Genomic DNA, 18783 nt, shown 5'->3' with positions numbered 1-18783 from the left:
AACAGAAAACACTTCCCCCACCAACTCCTGGGGGTTCTTACACCCCATAACAGGGGGCGGCGGGGGTTTTTTCTGGGAACGGGGAAAAAAAACCCCCCCCCCCCGATCCTGTCCCGGGCGAGGCGGGGCCGAGGACCGGCGCAAGGGGCCTCACCGTCGGCCCGCACGGACCTCGCCCCGGGCAGCGCACGCGCTGTCCACTCCCCGAGGCAACACGATGAACGCCGTGCCCCGGGCCAGGTCGATGCTGGAGCGAGGCGGCGCACCGTCGCCCTCGTCGTCGCGCAGCAGCAGTTCCACCCGTCGCTGCTCCATCTCGACCTTGTTTCCGTTCACGACCGCCGTGAACTCGTCGAAGGCCGTGTTCGACTGATCCGCTTCCCCCATGCGGCGGAGGCGCTGCCACGGGAGATCCACCGGACATGTCCCGGTTCGGCGATATGGCGATGGGTGGCCAGATCCTGTCAGCACATGGCCATCGAGCCACCACCGGGGAGGCCGCCGACCAACCAGTCTTACGCCGTGCCCGAGTCCACCGGCACGAACTCCCCAGTACCTCCCACCGCACAAGGAACGTCGCCATGGCCAAACCCCAGCCCGTCACCGCCCCCTCCACCATGCGCGCCGTCTCCCAGGACCGGGCCGGAGACCCCGACGTCCTCAAGGTCGTGAAGACCAGGCGGCCCGAGCCGGGCCGGGGCGAGGTCCTGGTCCGCGTACAGGCGGCGGGCGTGAACCCGGCCGACTGGAAGACCCGGGCGCGGGGGATGTTCGGCACCGGAGAGACTCCTCCCTTCACCCTCGGATTCGATGTCGCCGGAGTCGTCGAGTCGGTGGGCCCCGGCGTGACGATCTTCCAGCCCGGCGACGAGGTGTTCGGGATGCCCCGCTTCCCGCATCCGGCGGGCGCGTACGCCGAGTACGTCACGGCGCCGGCCCGCCACTTCGCGCCGCGCCCGCCCGGCCTGGACGCCATCCAGGCGGGCGCCCTGCCGCTGGCGGCGCTGACGGCCTGGCAGGCCCTGGTCGACACGGCCCGGATCGAGGCGGGGCAGCGCGTGTTGATCCATGCCGCGGCCGGTGGTGTCGGCCATCTGGCCGTGCAGATCGCGAAGGCGCGCGGCGCGTACGTCATCGCCACGGCCAGCGCCGCCAAACACGACGTGCTGCGCACGCTCGGCGCCGACGAACTCATCGACTACCGCACCCAGGACGTCGCCGACACCGTCCACGACGTCGACGTCGCCCTCGACAGCATCGGCGGCCCCAACTGGACCCGCTCGCTGCGCACCCTGCGCCCGGGCGGCATCCTCGTCTCCCTGGTGCCGCCGGACGACACCTTCCCCGTCCGGCAGGCCGAGGAGGCCGGGGTGCGGGCGGTGTTCATGCTCGTGGAGCCCGACCAGCAGGGGTTGCGCGAGATCAGCGCTCTCGTCGAGGACGGCCGCCTACGGGTGATCGTCCACACGGTCCTCCCGCTCGAACAGGCCGCGCAGGCACACACGTTGGGCGAGACGGGGCGCACCACGGGGAAGATCGTCCTGGCGGTCGGCGGATAGATAGTCGATGGAGCAGGACCGGGGTCGGTCCCTAGCATGAGCACCATGCGTGAGTTCTTCACAGTCGACCGGCGGCGGTTGTCGTTCCTCGACTTCGGCGGGCCGGGTCTTCCGCTACTGGCGTTTCACGGGAACTTCAACGAGGCGGCGGTGTTCGGCCCACTGGCACAGGCGCTGGCGCCGCAGTGGCGAGTGATCGCCCTGGACCAGCGCGGGCACGGCGAGTCCGACCGTGCCGAGAGCTACGAACGGGCCGACTTCGTCGCCGACATCGCGGCTTTCCACCGCCACCTCGGGCTCGGTCCGGTGGCGGTCCTCGGGCACTCCCTGGGCGGCGTGAACGCCTATCAGTACGCCGCCCGGCGCGCGGACCAGGTCAAGTCCCTCATCGTCGAGGACGTCGGCGCCGTCGTGAACATCGACTGGACGTTCACGACACAGCTGCCGCGCAGGGCGCCGACGCGCGAGGCGTTGGCCACGGCCATCGGCTGGACGGCGCCCTACTTCGCGTACTCGTTCCGCGAGTTCGACGACGGCTGGGGATACTCCTTCGGCATCGACGACACGGTGCTGACCCAGAAGGCCCTCACCGGCGACCACTGGAGCGACTGGGAGGCGGTGACCTGCCCGACCCTGCTGATCCGCGGAACGGACAGCGAGGTGCTGGCCGAGGACCACGCCCAGGAAATGATCGCCCGCCGGACCGGCCGGGCGCAGCTCGCCGAAATCGCAGCCGGACATGTGGTGCATCACGACGCCCCCGACGAGTTCGCCGCCGCCGTCCGCACGTTCCTGTCCCGACAGCCCGAAAGGTAGAGGCCCCGGCCCTTCTCCACGGGCCTGCGGCGATTTCCGCCGCCGGACGACGTCTTCGCGCCAAGATCTACCGACCGGGCGTATTCCCGATACCTCCCCGACGTCCACCCCGTTGTCCCCGGCGACGATCACCGCCCGCCCTCCCCGCCGGGGGCGGGCGGTGCCACGCGCCCAGAAGGGACACCACCAGCTCATGACCTCACGGCACCACCTCGGCCGGAGCGCCGCGGTACTGACCGCCGCCCTCGCCTTCACCACGGCGGCCACCGGTCTCACCGCGTACGCCGCCGACAGCGCCGACAAGACCGGCAAGCACACCGCCGCGACCGCCGCCTCCCTGCCGCACGCCGGAGCGGGGCTGCCCCACAACGCCCCGGACGACGGTTGGGAGGGCGACGGGCTGCGGCTGAGCGCCGAGGAGAACCGCAAGGTCGACGCCTACATCACGCGTGCCCGTGCGGCCGAGCCGTCGATCAGCCAGGACGTGCGGGTCGCCGCGGATCTGAGCGGGGCGGAGCTGGTCGGGTTCGACCACCGCCTGAAGTCGCCCGACTCGCTCAAGCGGAAGGTCGCCACCGACCTCAAGGAGCACCCCGAGAACACCGTCGACGAGGCGCTCGCCCGCCTCAACGACGCGGTGCGCTACACCTTCCAGTGGCCCGACGGCGAGTACGTCACCGGCGCCACCATCGCCTCCGAAGTGCTGTCCGCCTGGGGCAACGACACCACCAAGTGGAGCAACACCTGGGGACGCGCCCAGGGCTACAAGGGCCTCAACACAGGCTGGCGCGCCCCTGATTCGCGGCAGCGGTTCGAGGTGCAGTTCCACACCCCGGCGAGCAAGTACGCCCAGGAGGAGACGCACAAGCTGTACGAGGAGCAGCGGCTGCCCACGACCAGCCCCGAGCGCAAGAAGGAGCTCCAGGCGCAGCAGAACGCGCTCTTCGCCGCCGTGCCGGTGCCGGACGGCGCCCCCGAACTCGCCGCGCCCGCGCCCCGCCCGGCCCTGACGCCCGCGGCGTGAGGCCCGCCACGTCCGCGCTGCCGTCCGGGTCCTGAACCCGCCCCGCCCCACGCGTAGCCCCCGGCCCCCGGCCGGGGGCTACGTCGTGCCGGTCACGCCGAGGGGCGTGTGGGTTCTGCGGGACGTGCGGGCTCTGCCTGGTCGGCGGGGTGCGCTGCGGCGGCCGCCGGACGGGGGAGCGGCCCGAAGTGCCGTCGGAAGGCGATGCGGCGGCCCTGGCTGAGGGCGATACCGGCGATGACGACCAGCGCCCCGACGGGCTCGTTCCAGGAGATGGCCTCGCCGAGTACCGCGATGCCCAGCGTCACGCCGACCACCGGGGTGAGGTAGGTGACGGTCGAGGCGCTGGTGGCGCCCCACGCGGCCACGACGTTGGTGTTCCACACGTACGCGAGTCCCGTACCGGCCACACCCAGCGCGCCGACACTGAGCACCACGCTCCACGACAGGTGAACCGGCGCGGTCGCGGTGAACGGAGCGAGCAGCAGCATGACGGCCGCCCCGAGACAGACCTGCACGGTCGCCACCGGGACCGCCGACAGACCGCGCGGCGAGACGAACCGGCGGATGTACACGAAGGCAAGCCCGTACGAGAGCGTCGCCAGCAGGCACGCGGCCTGTGCCGCGCCTTCGCCTCCGGAGAATCCGCGCCAGGGCCCGAGGACCACCACGACACCGGCGAAGCCCATCGCCAGACCGGCCAGCTTGGTCCGGTCCGGCCGCTCGCCGGGCAGCGCGACCGACGCGATCAGCAGCGTCATCAGCGGAGTCGTCGCGTTGTAGATGCTGGCAAGTCCCGACGAAACATGCAGCTCGGCCCACGCGAACAGCGTGAACGGCAGGACGCACAACAGCACCGATACGACCGCGAGGTGCCCCCACACCGCCGCGTCCCGTGGCAGCCGCTGCCGCGTCACCACCGTCACGACCAGCAACGCCACCGCTCCGGCCAGCATGCGCCCCAACACCACCTGAGGGGGAGAGAACCCCTCCAGGCTGACCTTGATGAACAGAAAGCTCGCCCCCCAGGCGAGCGCCAGCAGCAGGAACTGCCCCAGTACCGCACGCGAGCCTTCTGCCCCGGGCCGAGTCATGACGTTCTCCCGTGCTCTTCGCGCTCCGCCAGCAGGGAGCTCACGTCGTCGACGCGGTGGCCGACCGTTCTGCGGGTCCGCGGCGCACAGCGGGCCGCGTACGTAAAGAATCACTCGCCGACCAGCGGATTACTGGCGGCATTCGGACATCGCATTCGGGCACCGGGAATCCGGTAGGCAGGACCAGAGCGTGTATCGGAAGGACCGGCGGGCGGGGACTGACAGGGGGTGGGCCTGCAAGGATGCGGTCATGGAACAGATATTGAGTCGGCAGGAAGCTTCGGAGGCGGTCCAGGAGCACGGGTGGCGCTACTTGCTGGGCTCGTTGCAAACGTCGGTTCCGGTCGGGACGTCGGCTCGAGCGGTCCGCTTGGCAGCGGACGCTGTCGCGGTGTGCGGCGACGACGCGGATCGCCATCTCCGGATCGATGTCCGCCCCGATCGGGTCGTCTTCACCCTGCAGTCGTTGGACCATGCGACGGTCACCACCCGGGACGCCGAGCTCGCGCGTCGGATCTCTGCCACCGTCGCCAAGTCCGGGTTTCTGCCGGAGCCCGGAAGGGGAACGGAGGCACCACGGTCCGTCCAGCTTGTGGAGATCGCCATCGATGCCCTGGACATCGCCGGGATTCGGCCGTTCTGGAAGGCGGTGTTGGGCTACACCGATGAGGCGGGCGCCGAGGGAGCGGAGGACCCGCTCGTCGATCCGCTCCGGCAGGGCCCGGCCATCTGGTTCCAGCGCATGGACCGTGCACGTCCGCAGCGCAATCGCATCCACCTCGACGTCAGCGTTCCGCATGACGAGGCACCCCGACGGATCGAGACCGCGCTGGCCGCTGGAGGGCGGCTCGTCTCCGCGACCCGTGCCCCCGCGTTCTGGGTGCTTGCCGACCTGGAGGGGAACGAAGCCTGCGTCACCACATGGCAGGGCCGGGACAACTGAAACAACGTGCCGTTCACAGCCACTCGTTCACGCCGACCGCACCCAACTGATGGCCTGTCCCGCTGTGGCTCCTTGCGCAGGCGGCCGGGGCCATCACCGCGTTGCAGACGCATGTGAGCGCTGCGACGGGGACAGCCGGGCTTCCACGGCGTCGGCGGCCACCGGGGCGCCACCGGCCTTGCGGACCTCGTCCTGCATGGCGGTGAGACGCTGCCGGACGGAGGCGTCGCCGAGCAGGTCGGCGACGACGGAACGCAGCCGGTCGGCCGTCGCGTCGGCCGGGGCGAGGGTGTGGCCGAGGCCGAGTTCGACGATGCGGTCGGCGGTGGTCTGTGCCTCGGGGGTGTGAGGGAGGGCCAGCATCGGTAGGCCCGCCGCGAGGGCCTCCATGGTGGAGTTCATGCCGGTGTGGGTGACGAAGGCGTCGGCGTGGGCGAGCACGGCGGTCTGAGGTACGGACCGATGGGCCTCGATGTTGCGGGGCAGCGGGCCGAGGGAAGTCGGGTCGACGCCGCTCCCGACGGACATCACGACGTGGTACGGCTGGTCGGCGAACGCCCGGACACAGCGGTGGAAGAAGTCCGGATCAGTGATGATCGTGCCCAGCGCCACGTACACCAGCGGCGTTTCCTCGGACGGGGACGAGGGCGTGAAATCGCCGGGCGTGGGCGGGTTCGTGGGGCCGACGAAGGCGTAGCGGTCGTCGAACGTCTCGTTGTGTACGTGGAAGGCCTTCGGCTGGTAGACGAGGTTGAACTCGGCGGGCCGGTAGAAGTCGTGCAGCTCCAGCGGCGGGACGCCGTGGCGCTCGCACACCGTGGCGAGCAGGGAGTCGAACGCGGTCATGTACGAGCTGCCGGTGAACATGTCGACGATGAACCGGCCGAAGTCGAACCCCTCACTCGCTGCGTGGGCCGACCAGGACTGGATGCGGGGGATGTGCCACGAGGCGGCGAGCATCGGTCCCGACCAGGCGAGCCAGTCGTTGACGATCAGATCCGGGCGGTCGTCGGCGTAACCGGCCTCGATCTGCGGCAGTGCGTGTTCCACCTGTTCGAGCAGGGCCAGGGTCGCGCGGGCGGCGGCGTCCATGCTGTCGACGACGATGGCCTCGCCCGACGCGGGAGCGGGTTCGTAAGGGACGACCTCGGCGCCGGTGGGGCGGATGCGTTCGGCCATCGCGGCATCAGCGGGGTAGGTGACGCGGTGGCCGCGGGCGACCAGCTCGGTCGCGATCGGCAGGGTCGGGTTGAGGTGGCCGGACTCGGCCAGGCTGAAGAAGGCGATGTGTGCCATGGCGGCTCTCCCGGGCGGTGTTGAGGGGTGGGGCGCGGCCGTCCCGTGTGACCGGACGAAGCCGGCTCGCGGTGGACGGGCACGCTGACGCCATCAGATTCACCCGAACCAATGTCTTTGTCAAACAGATGGATGATTAATGCATGCGGCCATATGGCAAACTTGAGGCCATGACTGAGCAGCACGGCACGCGAGGTCGCAAGCCCTCCGACACTCAGCGATCACCTCGGCGGTCCCCGGCCCCGCACGAGCGCCGGCGCGACCCGGAGCGCACCAGGGCGCGCATCCTCGACGCGGCGATGGTCGAGGTCTCCGCCAAGGGCTTCGCCGGAGCCCGGGTGTCGGAGATCGCCCGCCGCGCCGGGGTGAACCAGCAGCTGATCTCCTACTACTTCGGCGGCAAGCAGGGCCTGTACGAGCAGCTCGGTCACCGTTGGAAGGCCCACGAGGACGAAGCGATCCCTGCCGATACGCCCCTCGATGAAATGATCAAGAGGTACGTGCAGGCTGCCGCCGACCCGCGCCTCGGTGGCCGCCTCCTCGCCTGGGCGGGCCTCGCCGACACCGGCGAGGACGGCCCGGAGGCGCGCGAGCGCAACGCGTCACTGCACCAGGAAGTCGAACGGCTCCGGGAACGGCAACGGAGCGGCGAACTCGACGAGCGGCTCGATCCGGCCGCGCTCCTGCTCATCCTGATGAGCGCGGCCAACGCCCTGGCGGTCTACCCGCACTTGGCGCGCGGCCTGTTCGCGGCGGACGCCACTTCACCCGAGGTCGTGGAGCGTTACGCCGCTCAACTCGCCCAGCTGGTCCAGCCCCCCGCGACACAGGGGCATGCGGACGACGGCGAGAACTGACGCGACATCCGCCACCAAAGGCGATCACGAGCAGTGCGCTCCGGCTGCGGATCCCGTTTTCCGCGCCCCGGCGGCGTGCTGGTGGGCCCGGCCGGCGGTGGAGTCGTCAGCCGCTGCCCCAGGGTGCCCTCGCCGAATCGCGTGTTCGCCACCGCACCTAAGCCGGAAGCGGCGCCGGTCGGAGTTCCGGCCGCACAGCGCGCTGACGGTGGCCAACTGCGCAGGTGAAGGCCCCGGGTGGCCCTCACGGCGGAACCCCGATGTAAAAACGGCCTAGACGCCCAGCGGCGCGAGCACCGCGTCCACGACCCGCAACCGCCGCTCACGCGACCATTCCTCCGGCGCCTCGACCCCGGCCAGGACCAGCCCGTCGACGAGGACATCGACGACGTCCGCTTCGTCGGGACCGCCGACCAGGCGCCGCACCTCGGCGTCCCACCAGCGGTGGAACTCCTCGAGCTCGGCGCGTACGACCGGCTCGGTCCGCGCCCCGAGCACGATCGCCAGCCAGATCCGCTGCGCGTCGGCCCCGGTGCCGAGCACCGCCCACTCCACCAGCGCGCGCAGCGGACGCTCACTGTCGGCGAGCAGCTCGGTGATCTGGGCCTGCCGGAGCTCGACCTCGTGGCGCACGGCGATGCGGATCAGCTCGTCCCGGCCGCTGACGTAGTGCGTGACCTGCGAGGTGGAAGCGCCGACGGCCGAGGCGACGGCCCGGATCGTGGCCTCACGGAAACCGCGCTCGGCGGCGATCTTCAGGACCGCGAGGCCGATGTCGCGACGGCGGGCTGCGTGGTCGACCTGACGGGGCACCCAGCCACTCTTGCACGCCCCGCGCCCATCATGCAACGCTCGTTGTAAAACGCCTGATGCAAAAAACCTGCACCTGGTGCGAAACACCTGACGCGGAAACGGGAGGGTTGGAGATGCCTGATGTAGTCGTGGTCGGCGCCGGATACGCGGGGCTGTGCGCCGCGCGCCGACTCCGCACGGCCGGAGTCGACGTCGTCGTACTCGAAGCAAGCGACCGCGTCGGCGGCCGCACCCTCACCGCACGGCTTGCCGGAGGCTGGGCCGTCGACCTCGGCGGGCAGTGGATCGCCCCCGCCCACACCCGGTTCACCGCACTGGCCCGCGCCTACGACGCGGAGACCTTCACCGGCCACACGCAGGGCGACAACCTCCTCCTCACCCAGACCTCACGCCGCCGCTTCTCCGGAGAACTCCCTCCGCTGCCCCCGCACGCGACCGCGGTCCTGGCGATGGCGCTCTGGAAACTGGACCGCCTCACCACCCGCCCGCTCACCACCGCCCAGGCGGAGCGCCTCGACGCGACCACCGTCGCCACCTGGCTGCGCCGCCACCTCCCCGTGCCCCGGGCCCGTCGCCTGGCCGAAGCGCTCCTGGGCTCCGAGCTGTCCGTCGACGTAGCCAGCGTGTCCATGCTCGCGCTGATCACCGCCGTCCGCAGCGCCGGCGGAGTGAGGGCCGGTACGGAAGCCGAAACGACAGCCGCCCTCTTCACCCAGGGCGCGGACGGCCCCGCCCGGTCCATCGCGGCCGAACTCGGCGACGCCGTCCGCCTCAGCACACCAGTGACATCCATTCACGACACAGGCAAGGAGGTACACGTTGCGACCAGCGAGGAGGTACACGGTGCCACAGGCAAGGGGGTACACGTTGCCACCAGCAAGGAGGTAGCCGTCGACACCGGCACCAGGGCACACGCCGACACCGACAACGGGGCACACGTCCCAGGCATACGAGCCGCACGCGTGATCGTCACGCTCCCTCCACCCCTGGCAGGCCGCATCCACTACACCCCACCCATGCCCGCGCCCCGCGACCAACTGACCCAACGCATGCCCATGGGTGCAGCCCTCAAGACCTTCGCCGTGTACGACACCCCCTTCTGGCGTGCGGACGGACTCTCGGGCCTCGCTCTCGACCTCGACGGCCCCATGACCTTCGACGCCTCACGCCCGGACGGTCCCGGCGTCCTGTGCACCCTGGCCAACGGCCCCGCGGCCAGGCACCTGACCCGTCTGACCCCGCCCGAACGCAAGGCGACGATCATCCGATCCCTCGTACGCGGATACGGCCCCAGCGCGGCCCACCCCGTCGACTGGCACGAGAAGAACTGGTCCGACGCCCCGTACTCCCGCGGCGGATACAACGCCTACTTCCCACCAGGAGTCCTCACCACCGTCGGCCATGCCCTGCGCACTCCGATAGGTCGCATCCACTGGGCGGGCAGCGAAACGGCCACCCAGTGGTCCGGCTACATCGAGGGCGCGATCCGCTCGGGCGAACGAGCCGCGGACGAAGTCCTCCAGGCGGAGCCACGATTCCAGGACCGCCTCATGCCGGACTGAGCAGACGCCTTTTCGACTCGCTTCGTTGGGCTGCGTCCGGCAGTGGCGCGGGGCAGGCACTCGGGCGGCCAGACGGTGTCGACGCTTCCTTATGATCGCTGGGCGGGGAACCAGAAGTTGACCACCTTCGGAGGCGAACGAGCATGTCGGAACAGCGTGTTGTCCTGGTGACGGGCGGGGGAACGGGAATCGGGGCCGCCACCGCCCGGCTGCTGCGCGCGGCCGGGCACCAGGTCGTGATCTCCGGGCGGCGGCCCGAGCCACTGCGCCGGGTGGCCGAGGAGACCGGAGCGCTGGCCCACCCTTCGGACGCCGCTGACCCCGAGGCCGTGCGCGAACTCGTCGAGACGACGGTGACGGCCTACGGGAGACTCGACGGTCTGGTGCTCAACGCCGGCATCGGGCGGGGCGGCGCGGTCGGCGACACCGAGGTGGAGGACTGGGAAGAGCTGATACGGACCAACCTCACCGGTCCGTTCCTGCTGCTGCGTGCCGCGCTGCCGCATCTCCTTTCGGCCCGCGGCGCGGTGGTCGCGGTCGCCTCGGTGGCCGCGCTCCGCAACAGCGTCGGCAACGCCGCCTATGCGACGTCCAAGGCGGCTCTGCTCCACCTCTGCCGCTCCCTCGCTGTCGACTACGGGCCACAGGGGTTGCGGGCCAACACGGTGTGCCCGGGCTGGGTGCGTACGGAGATGGCCGACCAGCGGATGACGCGGTTCGCGACGGAGGCGGGACTGGCGGGCGGCGCGGAGGCCGCGTACGAGGAGGCGAACCGGCTGAATCCTGCCAGGCGGCCGGGCGATCCGCAGGAGGTTGCCGAGGCGATCGACTGGCTGCTCTCGCCCGCCGCGTCCTACATCAACGGGGCCGTCCTGACCGTCGACGGCGGAGTGACCACGGTCGGCGTGGGCGGTGCCGCCTTCGACCACCGGATCGAGGCGCGCACCCCGGGCCGATAGCGAAACGCTCGCCCAGGCCGGAGTGGCCGGGCCGCGAGGGGTGGGCTCGAAGCGGCTCTTGCCGTGCTCTCGTTCTGGTCCCGGGTTTCGCGTTCGAGTTGCGCAAGCTGCGTCGGGAGGCGGGTAGCCCCACCTACCGGCAGATGGCGCGGAGCGCGCGCTACTCGGTGACGTCCCTCTCGCGGGCGGCCGCCGGCACGGCCTTGCCCTCCCTTGCAGTCACGCTGGCGTACGTCCGCGCCTGCGGTGGGAACGTGCCGCAGTGGGAACGCCGATGGCAAGAGGCCTACGAGGCAACAGCGCTCGCGGAGTCACGCGACGACAGGATGCGGCCGCCCTACCAGGGGCTGGCCCGGTTCGAGCCGGACGACCACGACCGGTTCTTCGGGCGCGACACCCTGGCGGAAGGAGTACGGGCTCTGGTGGGTGAGCACCGGTTCACCGCGGTGCTGGGCCCGTCCGGCAGCGGCAAGTCCTCACTGCTGCGTGCCGGCCTGATCCCCGCACTGCGGGCTCAGAGGGAGGGTCTGTCAGCGATCCGGATCCTCACCCCTGGAGAACACCCGTTACGCACCCACGCCCTGGCCCTGCACCCGGCTGAGGGCGACGGGGACACCGTCGTCATCATCGACCAGTTCGAGGAAGTGTTCGCTCTCTGCCACGACCCGGCAGAACGCGCCGGGTTCATCGATCAGCTGCTCGCCGCCCGCGAACCGGCCGGCGGACTGCGCGTCGTGATCGCCGTCCGCGCCGACTTCTACGGCCGCTGCGCCGAACACCGCGCCCTGGCCGACGCGCTGACCGCCTCCAGTCTGCTGGTCGGCCCGATGAGCCCGGCGGAACTGCGCGAGGCCGTCGTCAAACCGGCACAGACCGCGGGACTGATCGTGGAGCGCGACCTGACCGCCCGGCTGATCAGCGAGATCAAGGACGAACCGGGTGGGCTGCCGCTGCTGTCACATGTGCTGCTGGAGACCTGGCGCCGCTGCCGCGGCCGGGTCCTGGCGAGGGAAGCCTACGAAGCCGCAGGGGGCCTGCACGGGGCGATCGCCCAGAGCGCCGAAACCATCCACACCCAGCTCACGAAGACACAGGCGGAGTTGGCCCGACTGTTGCTGCTCCGCCTCATCACACCCGGCGAGGGCGCCCCGGACACCCGGCGCCCCGTGCCACGCTCGGAACTCGACCTGGCTCAGGACAACGGTGATGTCGATCAAGTTCTGGACCGCCTGGCCCGCGCCCGCCTGATCACCCTCGACGACGACGCGGTGAACCTCGCGCACGAAGCACTCATCACCGGCTGGCCCCGCCTGCACGGGTGGATCGACGCCGGCCGGGAACGGCTGCTTGTTCACAGGCGACTGACCGAAGCCGCCGACGCATGGGCCCAACTGCATCACCACCGGGACTTGCTGTGGCGGGGGCCTCGGCTGACTGCTGCCGAAGAACACTGGACCACCCCCTCACAGCAGCAGTCCCTGACTTCTCTGGAAAGAGACTTCTTACGGGCCAGCACAGCAACCCGGTACCGCGCCCGCAGGCTCCGGCGCATCCTGGTTGCTGTGATGTCGGTCCTGGTCGTACTCGCGTCGTCGGCGGGCGGGCTGGCCCTGCAACAGCACCGCACCGCGCAACAGCGATACGAGGAACAAGAGGGCCGCAGGGCCGCCATGGCCGCGGTCAGCCTCATGGCGTCCCCTTCCGGGCGAGACCGCGTCCTGGGGATGAAGCTCAGTGTCGCTGCCTGGCGCCTCGCATCAGTGGAGGAGACAAGAGCCGTACTCACCCAGGCACGGTACGTCCAGTACACGTCGGAGCGTTTGGCCTTTCCCCATGATCCGGATGCCGTCGACGCCGAGGAAGCAGGAAATCTCAGTCGCACGCTCTCCCAGGGACGCCTGGCCTACAAATTTTATGTCTCGGACAAGAACGGCGGGCTCTCAGGTATGGCTGACGCAGTCTGTGCCTACATTGGTGGTCCTTCTCGCCGCGAATGGGCCTCGATTCTGCGTGCTCCCTATCGGGACGTCTGTTGACAACGTAACGCCGGACGTGCCTGACATCCCGGTCGGCCACCCGGCCTTGCGGAAACGCCCGCCGGCTCCAGGGCGATGACCTGGTCGGCCGCAGTTCTTCTCTCCCCGCTCCACCACGTATCCGGGAACCGTTCCTCCGCTTCCCGCGTGATCTGGTGGTGTGCTGTCAGCAGGTGGCGGCGGGACCGGAGGGGACGGCATGAGAGCGCGGACATGGGTGAGCGTGGCGGTGTCGGCATGTGTGGTGCTGGTGGCGAGCGCGTGCGGACCGGACGAGGCGAAGAAGGACACGGACTCCAAGCCGTCGCGGCCGTCAGCGTCCACGCCGGTGAAAGAGCCGTCGGCCACGCCGTCCAAGCCCGCTCGGACCGAGAAGCCGTCGGCCACCCCGTCCGGCGACCAGCCCGCGCCCAGGACGAAGAAGGGCGCGATCCAGCGCTACGAGCAGTACCTCCATGCCCTCGGCCGTGAGGATATCGACACGGTCTGCGAGGTGGCCGGGCCCGCCGCGAAGAAGGCGGAGGACGAGGGCGCCGGCCCGTGTACGTCGACGTACGCCACCGTATTCAAGATGATCTCGCCCGCGCAGAAGAAGGCCCTGAAGACGGCGACGGTCGACCCGCGGCGCGTCGTCGTGCGCACGCCCGCCAAGATCGAGATGCCGGTCGCAGCGGTCAAGTCCTCCGCCACCTTCTCCGAGAGCGACCTCGGCAATTACACCCTTGAGTACCTCAAGAAGGACTGGTACATCACCGACTGAACCCGACGCGTGAACCGACGCGTCATGCGCGATCTTGGGCAGGGAGTCATGCCGGGCTCGGCAGGTCCATCAGCGCGAGCCTGGCCGGGTCGACCACGGCAGTGATCTCGGTGATGCAGTCGTCGACGACGGTGAAGGCCAGGAGGGAGAGCGGGGTGCCGTCTTCCTTCCAGGCGATGACGCCGGGGCGGCCGTTGACAGTCGCCGTACGTCCAAGAGCCGCGCCGCCGGCCACTCGCGCGCGGGCGGCGACGTCGGTGGCTCCGAGGGTGACGAACTGACCCTCCGACGTGTGGACGGTGAACTCCACTTCGGGGTGGAGGACTTCCAGAAGCCGCTCGAACTGGCCGTCGCGGGCGGCGGCCAGGAAGGCGCGGACCACCTCGCGTTCCTGCCGTGCGGTACTTGCAGGCGGCTGGGCACCCTGTACGTTCCGGACCTTGCCGCGGGCGCGACTGGTGAGCATCTTGGTCGCGTCGGCGGACTTGCCGAGAATCGCGCCTACCTCGGCGTGGGGCACGGCGAAGACGTCGTGCAGCACGAACGCCAGCCGTTCGTCCGGACGCAGCGAGTCGAGAACCGTGAGGAGCGCGAGGCCGACGGAGTCCCCGAGCTCCACGAGGTCGTCCGGAGCGGGTGCGTCGTCGAGCGTCACGGTGAATTCGGGCTCGTGGTCGTCGAGGCCGACGTGCGGGCGGGTCCGGCCCGACCGCAGGACATCGAGGCTGATGCGGCCGACCACGGTGGTCAGCCAGCCGCCGAGGTTGTCGATGGCCCCGGCGTCCTGGCGGGAGAGCCGCAGCCACGCCTCCTGGACCACGTCTTCCGCGTCGGCGTGTGAGCCGAGCACACGGTAGGCCACGGCTCTGAGCCGGACACGGTGGGACTCGAAGGCCTCGGAGATCGGATCCACGGGATGGGCCTCAGACACGTTGTTACCTTCCTCGAAACTGCTCCGTCAGAGGGGTGACGGGCACCAGCCCCGGAACGTAACCCCGATAAGGAGAGCACCCTCACATGGAGAACCGGCTCAAGAACAAGAACAAGGCCAACCCCGGCGTATGGACCGCGATCCAGCACCTCCAGAAGGCGATCGCCGCCGGGGGCGTCGACCCGAAGCTGCTCGCGCTGGTCCACCTGCGCGTCAGCCAGATCAACAGCTGCTCGCCGTGCGTCCACGCCGCCGCCACCGGAGGGAAGAAGGCCGGCGAGACCGACGAGCGACTGCACAACGTGGCGGCATGGCGCGAGGCGCCGTTCTACACCGACGCGGAGCGCGCGGCGCTGGCGCTGGCCGAAGCCGCCACTCGCCTGCAGGACGGCGCGGAGGGAGTAACCGACGGGATCTGGGAAGACATCAACGCCCATTTCACCGAGGAGGAGTTCGGCGCGATCAACCTGGAGATAGCGCTGACCAACTTCTTCAACCGGATCAACCGCACCATCAAGGAACCGGCCGGTCAGACCTGGGGCTGAGCCCGGCGGTCCGCTTGTGGCTCATCAAGGTCTCCGAGGGCGCCACCTCCTCGACTCCCGTCGCCGGTACGAGGCGGCCCCACAGGGCGTGTCTCCGTGGCCGCTGGCCTGACATTCGGCGGGGCTGCCTCGTCGGATGTGCAGGGACGCACCCGGTCCCGTGAACAGCCGTTCCGTTCCCGCGGGGGAGCTCCCGTGGGGGAGCGGAACGGCCCGAGATGGGGAGATGATGATGAAGGCCCGTATTGACTTCCACGGCAATGCGATCGGCGCCAAGCACGTGAAGTACCTGGCATCGGCGGGCCAGGCGCTGCTCGCCACGTCGCTGCCGAAGGCGACGATGGAGCTGATGGCGCTGCGGATCAGCCAGATCAACGGCTGTGGTTTCTGTGCGGACATGCACACCAAGGACGCGGCTCACGCCGGGGAGACCCCGGTGCGTCTGAATCTGGTCGCGACATGGCGCGAGGCGACGGTCTTCTCCGAGGCCGAGCGCGCCGCGCTGGAACTGGCGGAGCAGGGCACCCGCATCGCCGACGCCGCGGGCGGTGTCAGCGATGCGGCCTGGGCGGACGCGGCCCAGCACTACGACGAGGACCAACTCGTCGCCCTGGTATCGGCGATCACGCTGATGAACGCCCTGAACCGCCTGAACGTGATCATTCAGCAGCCCGCGGGTGACTACCAGCCGGGCCAGTTCGGATAACCGGCAGCGCTCCGATCGCCGCTGGCGGACGGGCTGGAACACACGGGACACAGCGATGGCCGGACGCCGATTCCTCGGGGTCCGGCCATCGGCCGAAGTAAAGAAGACAGTGAAGTAAAGAAGACAGTGGGGGGAGGCCGGACCTTTGCGAGAACGCCCGCTGCTGTTCCTGGACGTCGACGGACCCCTCCTGCCGTTCGGCGACGGCCCGCAGCGCAAGCCGTCGGGCACCGCGACGGATGCGCACCTCACGCGGCTCGACCCTCGCGTCGGGCCTCGCCTCGCGGCACTGCCGTGCGAGGTGGTCTGGGCGACCACCTGGGAGGAGGAGGCGAACACCGAGCTAGCACCGCGGCTCGGCCTGCCGCCCCTGTCCGTCGTGCGCTGGCCGAACCGATCAGCACTCGACCCGATCAGCCGTTCAAAAGTGTTCCCGCAGGAGCTCGGACCTCGCGAGTACCTTCGCGACGTCCGGGTAGTCCCGGCGCACTCTGTGGGCGTACCGTGCGCAGATTTCCTTTCTGCTCCTCGGGTTGTTGTGCAGGAGGGACTTTGCGTTCCACAGGTGGGTGAATGTCTTGTTCGTTCGTCCGGACCACAGCTCGGCGCCTGTGTAGTCACGGAGGAACGCACCGATGCGTACGCCGCTCGCCTTGGCGCACATGGGCAGGAGCCGCTGTTCCGCGAAGATCGGGTGTGCGGGTAGCGACGCGTCGGGCTCCGACCGGACCGGGTTGTCCGCCATGAACGACAGGGCTCGGTCGGCGTATTCGTTCTTGAACGCGTCCTTGGTGAAGACGAGCAGCGCGGCGCTGCAAGGAGCGACCGACCAGTCAAGGCCGCTCCAGTCGAACGCGGGTGGTGCGACGAGGCGGTCCCGGCCGACGTAGGCGGCGAAGCCGAGTGATTCCTCGTGGAGGCTCATCACTTCCGCGGTGACGAGCTGCCGGATGTCGTCCCAGACGATGAGGTCGATGTCCAGGACGCAGCACGGCGCTGCCTCCTGCCGCAGAGCCACGATCTTCCCGAAGGACCAGAAGACTCCGCCGTTGATCGTCTGGGACGCCGACTCCAGGAGCTGGGTGTCGACCCCGCCGTCCCAGAGGTCCAGAAGGCCGAGCCGGTCGTAGAAGTCCCGGCCCGGAGGGTCCGTGTAGAGCCGGATCACTCCGTTGTGTCGGCGCCACTCCAGGGCGGACAGTACTGTCGTGAGGATCTCGAAGTCTTCCTGCCGGTAGGGGGAGCCTTTGGCTCGGGAGACGTAGTAGTTCGTGGTCGGCCGGGTGGACACGACGTGGATCGCCCTCACCGTCGGCCCCTCCCACGGCGCCCCTGCCGACAGCGCCCCCGCGGGCGGCCGTGGCCTGCGGACGGCGGCTCCCTCACGACACGTACCGCCGGATGCTGGGCATGTGACCCAGCATTCCCACGAGTTCGGGGTAGTCGCGGCGGATCCGGGCCACGCACCGTCGGCAGAATGACTCCCGGCAGTCCGGGTCGCTCTTGAGCTGGTCCTTGTAGGCCCAGACGTGGGTGACCAGTTGGTTCCTGGCGCCGTCGGCCATCGTCTCGCTGTTGAGCTCGGGCTTGGGCCAGTCGAGGAAGTACGCCGGTCGCACCCCCAGCCTCAGCGCGCACATCGGCAGCAGCCGCTGGGCCACGAACACATCGTGGACCGGCAGCCGGCTCTCGGCCTCCCGCCGGATCGGGTTGTCCAGGATGAACTCCATCGCTTTGGCGTGGAACGTCTCGGTGAGCCCGTCATGCGCGTAGTACGTCAGCGAGGCGTTGCACGGGGCCGCCTCCCAGTCCCACTCCTCCCAGACGTAACCGGTGGGCGTGCTCAGTTCGCACCGGGGTCTGTACACGCCGTGGTTCAGGGGCTCCTGGTGCAGTGCCATGAAGTCCGAGGCGATCAGGGTGTCGATCGGGCCCCAGACGACGAGGTCCGTGTCCAGAGAGACGAAAGGTGCCGCCTCTGCCCGGAGGGCCGCGACGCGTCCGGCGGTCCAGAACACGTCGTGGTTGATGGAGGCGGGCAGCGACTCCAGTACGTCCGTGTCGATTCCGCCGTCCCACAGCTCCGTCATCCCGAGGCGCCGGTAGTACGCCTCCCCGACCTGGTCGGTGTACAGCTTGACCGGGCCGTTGAAGCGGCGCCAGGCAGCGGCAGAGAGGATGGTCGTGAGGAGTTCGAAGTCCTCCACCTCGTAGCCTTCGGGGCCTTTCAGGCGCCCGAGGTACGGCACGGAGGGCACGGTCGAGTTGACGTGGATCCCCTTCATCCGGCGTCAGAGCTGCGGGCGGCCGGTGAGCCGGTTGACGACCTGCGCCAACTGGGCGAAGGCCGGGCGGACGCTCGGGGGAGCCATCGAGGCGCGCAGCACGAACGGGACCTGCCCCCGGTCGATCCTCATCGCCACCTCATCGCCCTCCGGGGGATCCTCGTCCTCGACGGGGAACCACAACGTGATCCGGGCGTTCGCCGACGTGATGGCGACCGACCCGACGAGCGAGTCCGGTACGTACCCCTCGTCCGTGTTGGACGGGAGCTCCATCAGGGACGCGACGTTCAAGTTCCGTGCCAGGGCCGCCAGTTCCTCGGGGCGCACTGCCTCCGAGAACTGTTCGTCGACGTCCCGCAGCTCGTCCACATGGGCCACCGCGGCCTCACCCCTGGACGGGACCGAGGCGCGGAAGTCCACCCGCTGTCCCGGGCAGCCGCCGGAGATGTACAGGTCGATCGTCACGTCGTCGGCGGCAGCGCCCTCCTGATCGCCCGTCGGCCCGTCGGCGAGCCGTGCGACCGCGGCCCTCATGCGCTCGACGTCGGGCCGCGTAAAGGATTCGATGGTTACCCTCATGTCGTCCTCGTCCTCGTC

19 protein-coding genes and 1 pseudogene are annotated in these 18783 nt (G+C 69.9%); 12 read left to right on the top strand and 8 right to left on the bottom strand.

The genetic code is table 11. The features are described 5' to 3' along the window. Positions 1 to 150 precede the first annotated feature (150 nt). Positions 151 to 387: a DUF6191 domain-containing protein gene (locus ACZ6AA_RS36330; RefSeq protein WP_471462740.1), complete on the bottom strand. Its 237-nt coding sequence runs from the start codon at positions 385 to 387 to the stop codon at positions 151 to 153. A gap of 194 nt (positions 388 to 581) precedes the next feature. Between ACZ6AA_RS36330 and ACZ6AA_RS36325 the strand changes: the two genes are divergently transcribed. The 3 genes from ACZ6AA_RS36325 (at position 582) to ACZ6AA_RS36315 (ending at position 3399) form a co-directional block, all read left to right on the top strand. Continuing rightward, positions 582 to 1559 (top strand): NADP-dependent oxidoreductase, encoded by a 978-nt coding sequence (locus ACZ6AA_RS36325; RefSeq protein ID WP_471462738.1) that lies wholly within the window; start codon positions 582 to 584, stop codon positions 1557 to 1559. Between the two features lie 45 nt (positions 1560 to 1604). Then, a complete protein-coding gene (locus ACZ6AA_RS36320) occupies positions 1605 to 2375 on the top strand; it encodes an alpha/beta fold hydrolase (RefSeq protein WP_471462736.1) in 771 nt (256 codons plus the stop codon). 193 nt (positions 2376 to 2568) lie between these two features. Continuing rightward, positions 2569 to 3399 carry an ATP nucleotide 3'-pyrophosphokinase gene (locus ACZ6AA_RS36315; RefSeq protein ID WP_471462734.1) on the top strand — a complete coding sequence of 277 codons (831 nt, stop codon included), beginning with the start codon at positions 2569 to 2571 and terminating at the stop codon, positions 3397 to 3399. A gap of 92 nt (positions 3400 to 3491) precedes the next feature. Here the strand turns inward: ACZ6AA_RS36315 and ACZ6AA_RS36310 are convergent, their stop codons facing one another. After that, positions 3492 to 4493, bottom strand: a complete 1002-nt coding sequence (locus tag ACZ6AA_RS36310; RefSeq protein ID WP_471462732.1) for a DMT family transporter — start codon at positions 4491 to 4493, stop codon at positions 3492 to 3494. 250 nt (positions 4494 to 4743) lie between these two features. Here ACZ6AA_RS36310 and ACZ6AA_RS36305 point away from each other — a divergent pair, with 250 nt between their 5' ends. Next, on the top strand, positions 4744 to 5436 hold the full coding sequence (locus ACZ6AA_RS36305) for a VOC family protein (RefSeq protein ID WP_468482342.1): 693 nt from the start codon (positions 4744 to 4746) through the stop codon (positions 5434 to 5436). A 93-nt stretch (positions 5437 to 5529) separates the two neighbouring features. On the opposite strand, the gene ACZ6AA_RS36300 is transcribed toward ACZ6AA_RS36305, so the two are convergent. Next, entirely contained in the window at positions 5530 to 6732 is a 1203-nt protein-coding gene (locus ACZ6AA_RS36300) for a macrolide family glycosyltransferase (protein WP_471462730.1), read from the bottom strand. A 170-nt stretch (positions 6733 to 6902) separates the two neighbouring features. Between ACZ6AA_RS36300 and ACZ6AA_RS36295 the strand changes: the two genes are divergently transcribed. Further along, positions 6903 to 7589 (top strand): TetR/AcrR family transcriptional regulator, encoded by a 687-nt coding sequence (locus ACZ6AA_RS36295; protein ID WP_468462396.1) that lies wholly within the window; start codon positions 6903 to 6905, stop codon positions 7587 to 7589. Positions 7590 to 7862: 273 nt separating this feature from the next. Here ACZ6AA_RS36295 and ACZ6AA_RS36290 read toward each other — a convergent pair whose 3' ends face one another. After that, entirely contained in the window at positions 7863 to 8402 is a 540-nt protein-coding gene (locus tag ACZ6AA_RS36290) for a TetR/AcrR family transcriptional regulator (protein WP_468482340.1), read from the bottom strand. Between the two features lie 113 nt (positions 8403 to 8515). Here ACZ6AA_RS36290 and ACZ6AA_RS36285 point away from each other — a divergent pair, with 113 nt between their 5' ends. The 4 genes from ACZ6AA_RS36285 to ACZ6AA_RS36270 all read left to right on the top strand — a co-directional run bounded on the left by ACZ6AA_RS36285 (position 8516) and on the right by ACZ6AA_RS36270 (position 13719). Beyond that, complete coding sequence (locus ACZ6AA_RS36285; RefSeq protein ID WP_471462728.1) at positions 8516 to 9964, top strand: flavin monoamine oxidase family protein; 1449 nt, start codon at positions 8516 to 8518, stop codon at positions 9962 to 9964. Between the two features lie 143 nt (positions 9965 to 10107). Next, complete coding sequence (locus tag ACZ6AA_RS36280) at positions 10108 to 10923, top strand: SDR family NAD(P)-dependent oxidoreductase (protein ID WP_468462399.1); 816 nt, start codon at positions 10108 to 10110, stop codon at positions 10921 to 10923. Positions 10924 to 11021: 98 nt separating this feature from the next. Then, the gene (locus ACZ6AA_RS36275; RefSeq protein WP_471462726.1) at positions 11022 to 12959 is read left to right on the top strand and encodes an nSTAND1 domain-containing NTPase; all 1938 of its coding nucleotides are present in this window, start codon (positions 11022 to 11024) and stop codon (positions 12957 to 12959) included. Between the two features lie 199 nt (positions 12960 to 13158). Next, entirely contained in the window at positions 13159 to 13719 is a 561-nt protein-coding gene (locus ACZ6AA_RS36270; RefSeq protein WP_468462401.1) for a hypothetical protein, read from the top strand. A gap of 46 nt (positions 13720 to 13765) precedes the next feature. Here ACZ6AA_RS36270 and ACZ6AA_RS36265 read toward each other — a convergent pair whose 3' ends face one another. Next, on the bottom strand, positions 13766 to 14650 hold the full coding sequence (locus tag ACZ6AA_RS36265) for a sigma-70 family RNA polymerase sigma factor (protein WP_471462724.1): 885 nt from the start codon (positions 14648 to 14650) through the stop codon (positions 13766 to 13768). An 86-nt stretch (positions 14651 to 14736) separates the two neighbouring features. On the opposite strand from ACZ6AA_RS36265, the gene ACZ6AA_RS36260 reads away from it, so the two are divergent. The 3 genes and pseudogenes from ACZ6AA_RS36260 to ACZ6AA_RS36250 all read left to right on the top strand — a co-directional run. Continuing rightward, positions 14737 to 15195 (top strand): carboxymuconolactone decarboxylase family protein, encoded by a 459-nt coding sequence (locus ACZ6AA_RS36260; RefSeq protein ID WP_468462403.1) that lies wholly within the window; start codon positions 14737 to 14739, stop codon positions 15193 to 15195. A gap of 232 nt (positions 15196 to 15427) precedes the next feature. After that, positions 15428 to 15901, top strand: a complete 474-nt coding sequence (locus ACZ6AA_RS36255; protein WP_468462414.1) for a carboxymuconolactone decarboxylase family protein — start codon at positions 15428 to 15430, stop codon at positions 15899 to 15901. A gap of 145 nt (positions 15902 to 16046) precedes the next feature. After that, a pseudogene (locus ACZ6AA_RS36250) lies at positions 16047 to 16301 on the top strand (HAD domain-containing protein); the annotation flags it as partial. A 21-nt stretch (positions 16302 to 16322) separates the two neighbouring features. On the opposite strand, the gene ACZ6AA_RS36245 reads toward ACZ6AA_RS36250, so the two are convergent. From ACZ6AA_RS36245 to ACZ6AA_RS36235, 3 genes are all read right to left on the bottom strand, one after another. Beyond that, the gene (locus ACZ6AA_RS36245) at positions 16323 to 17210 is read right to left on the bottom strand and encodes a DUF6734 family protein (RefSeq protein WP_468462404.1); all 888 of its coding nucleotides are present in this window, start codon (positions 17208 to 17210) and stop codon (positions 16323 to 16325) included. Between the two features lie 73 nt (positions 17211 to 17283). After that, positions 17284 to 18150 carry a hypothetical protein gene (locus ACZ6AA_RS36240; protein ID WP_471462722.1) on the bottom strand — a complete coding sequence of 289 codons (867 nt, stop codon included), beginning with the start codon at positions 18148 to 18150 and terminating at the stop codon, positions 17284 to 17286. 42 nt (positions 18151 to 18192) lie between these two features. Then, positions 18193 to 18765, bottom strand: a complete 573-nt coding sequence (locus ACZ6AA_RS36235) for a hypothetical protein (protein WP_471462720.1) — start codon at positions 18763 to 18765, stop codon at positions 18193 to 18195. Positions 18766 to 18783: the final 18 nt, after the last annotated feature.

This window comes from Streptomyces sp. NPDC040610 (assembly GCF_055594065.1).
Note: the sequence above shows the minus strand (reverse complement) of the source record. Positions and strands in the feature narration are given on the sequence as shown.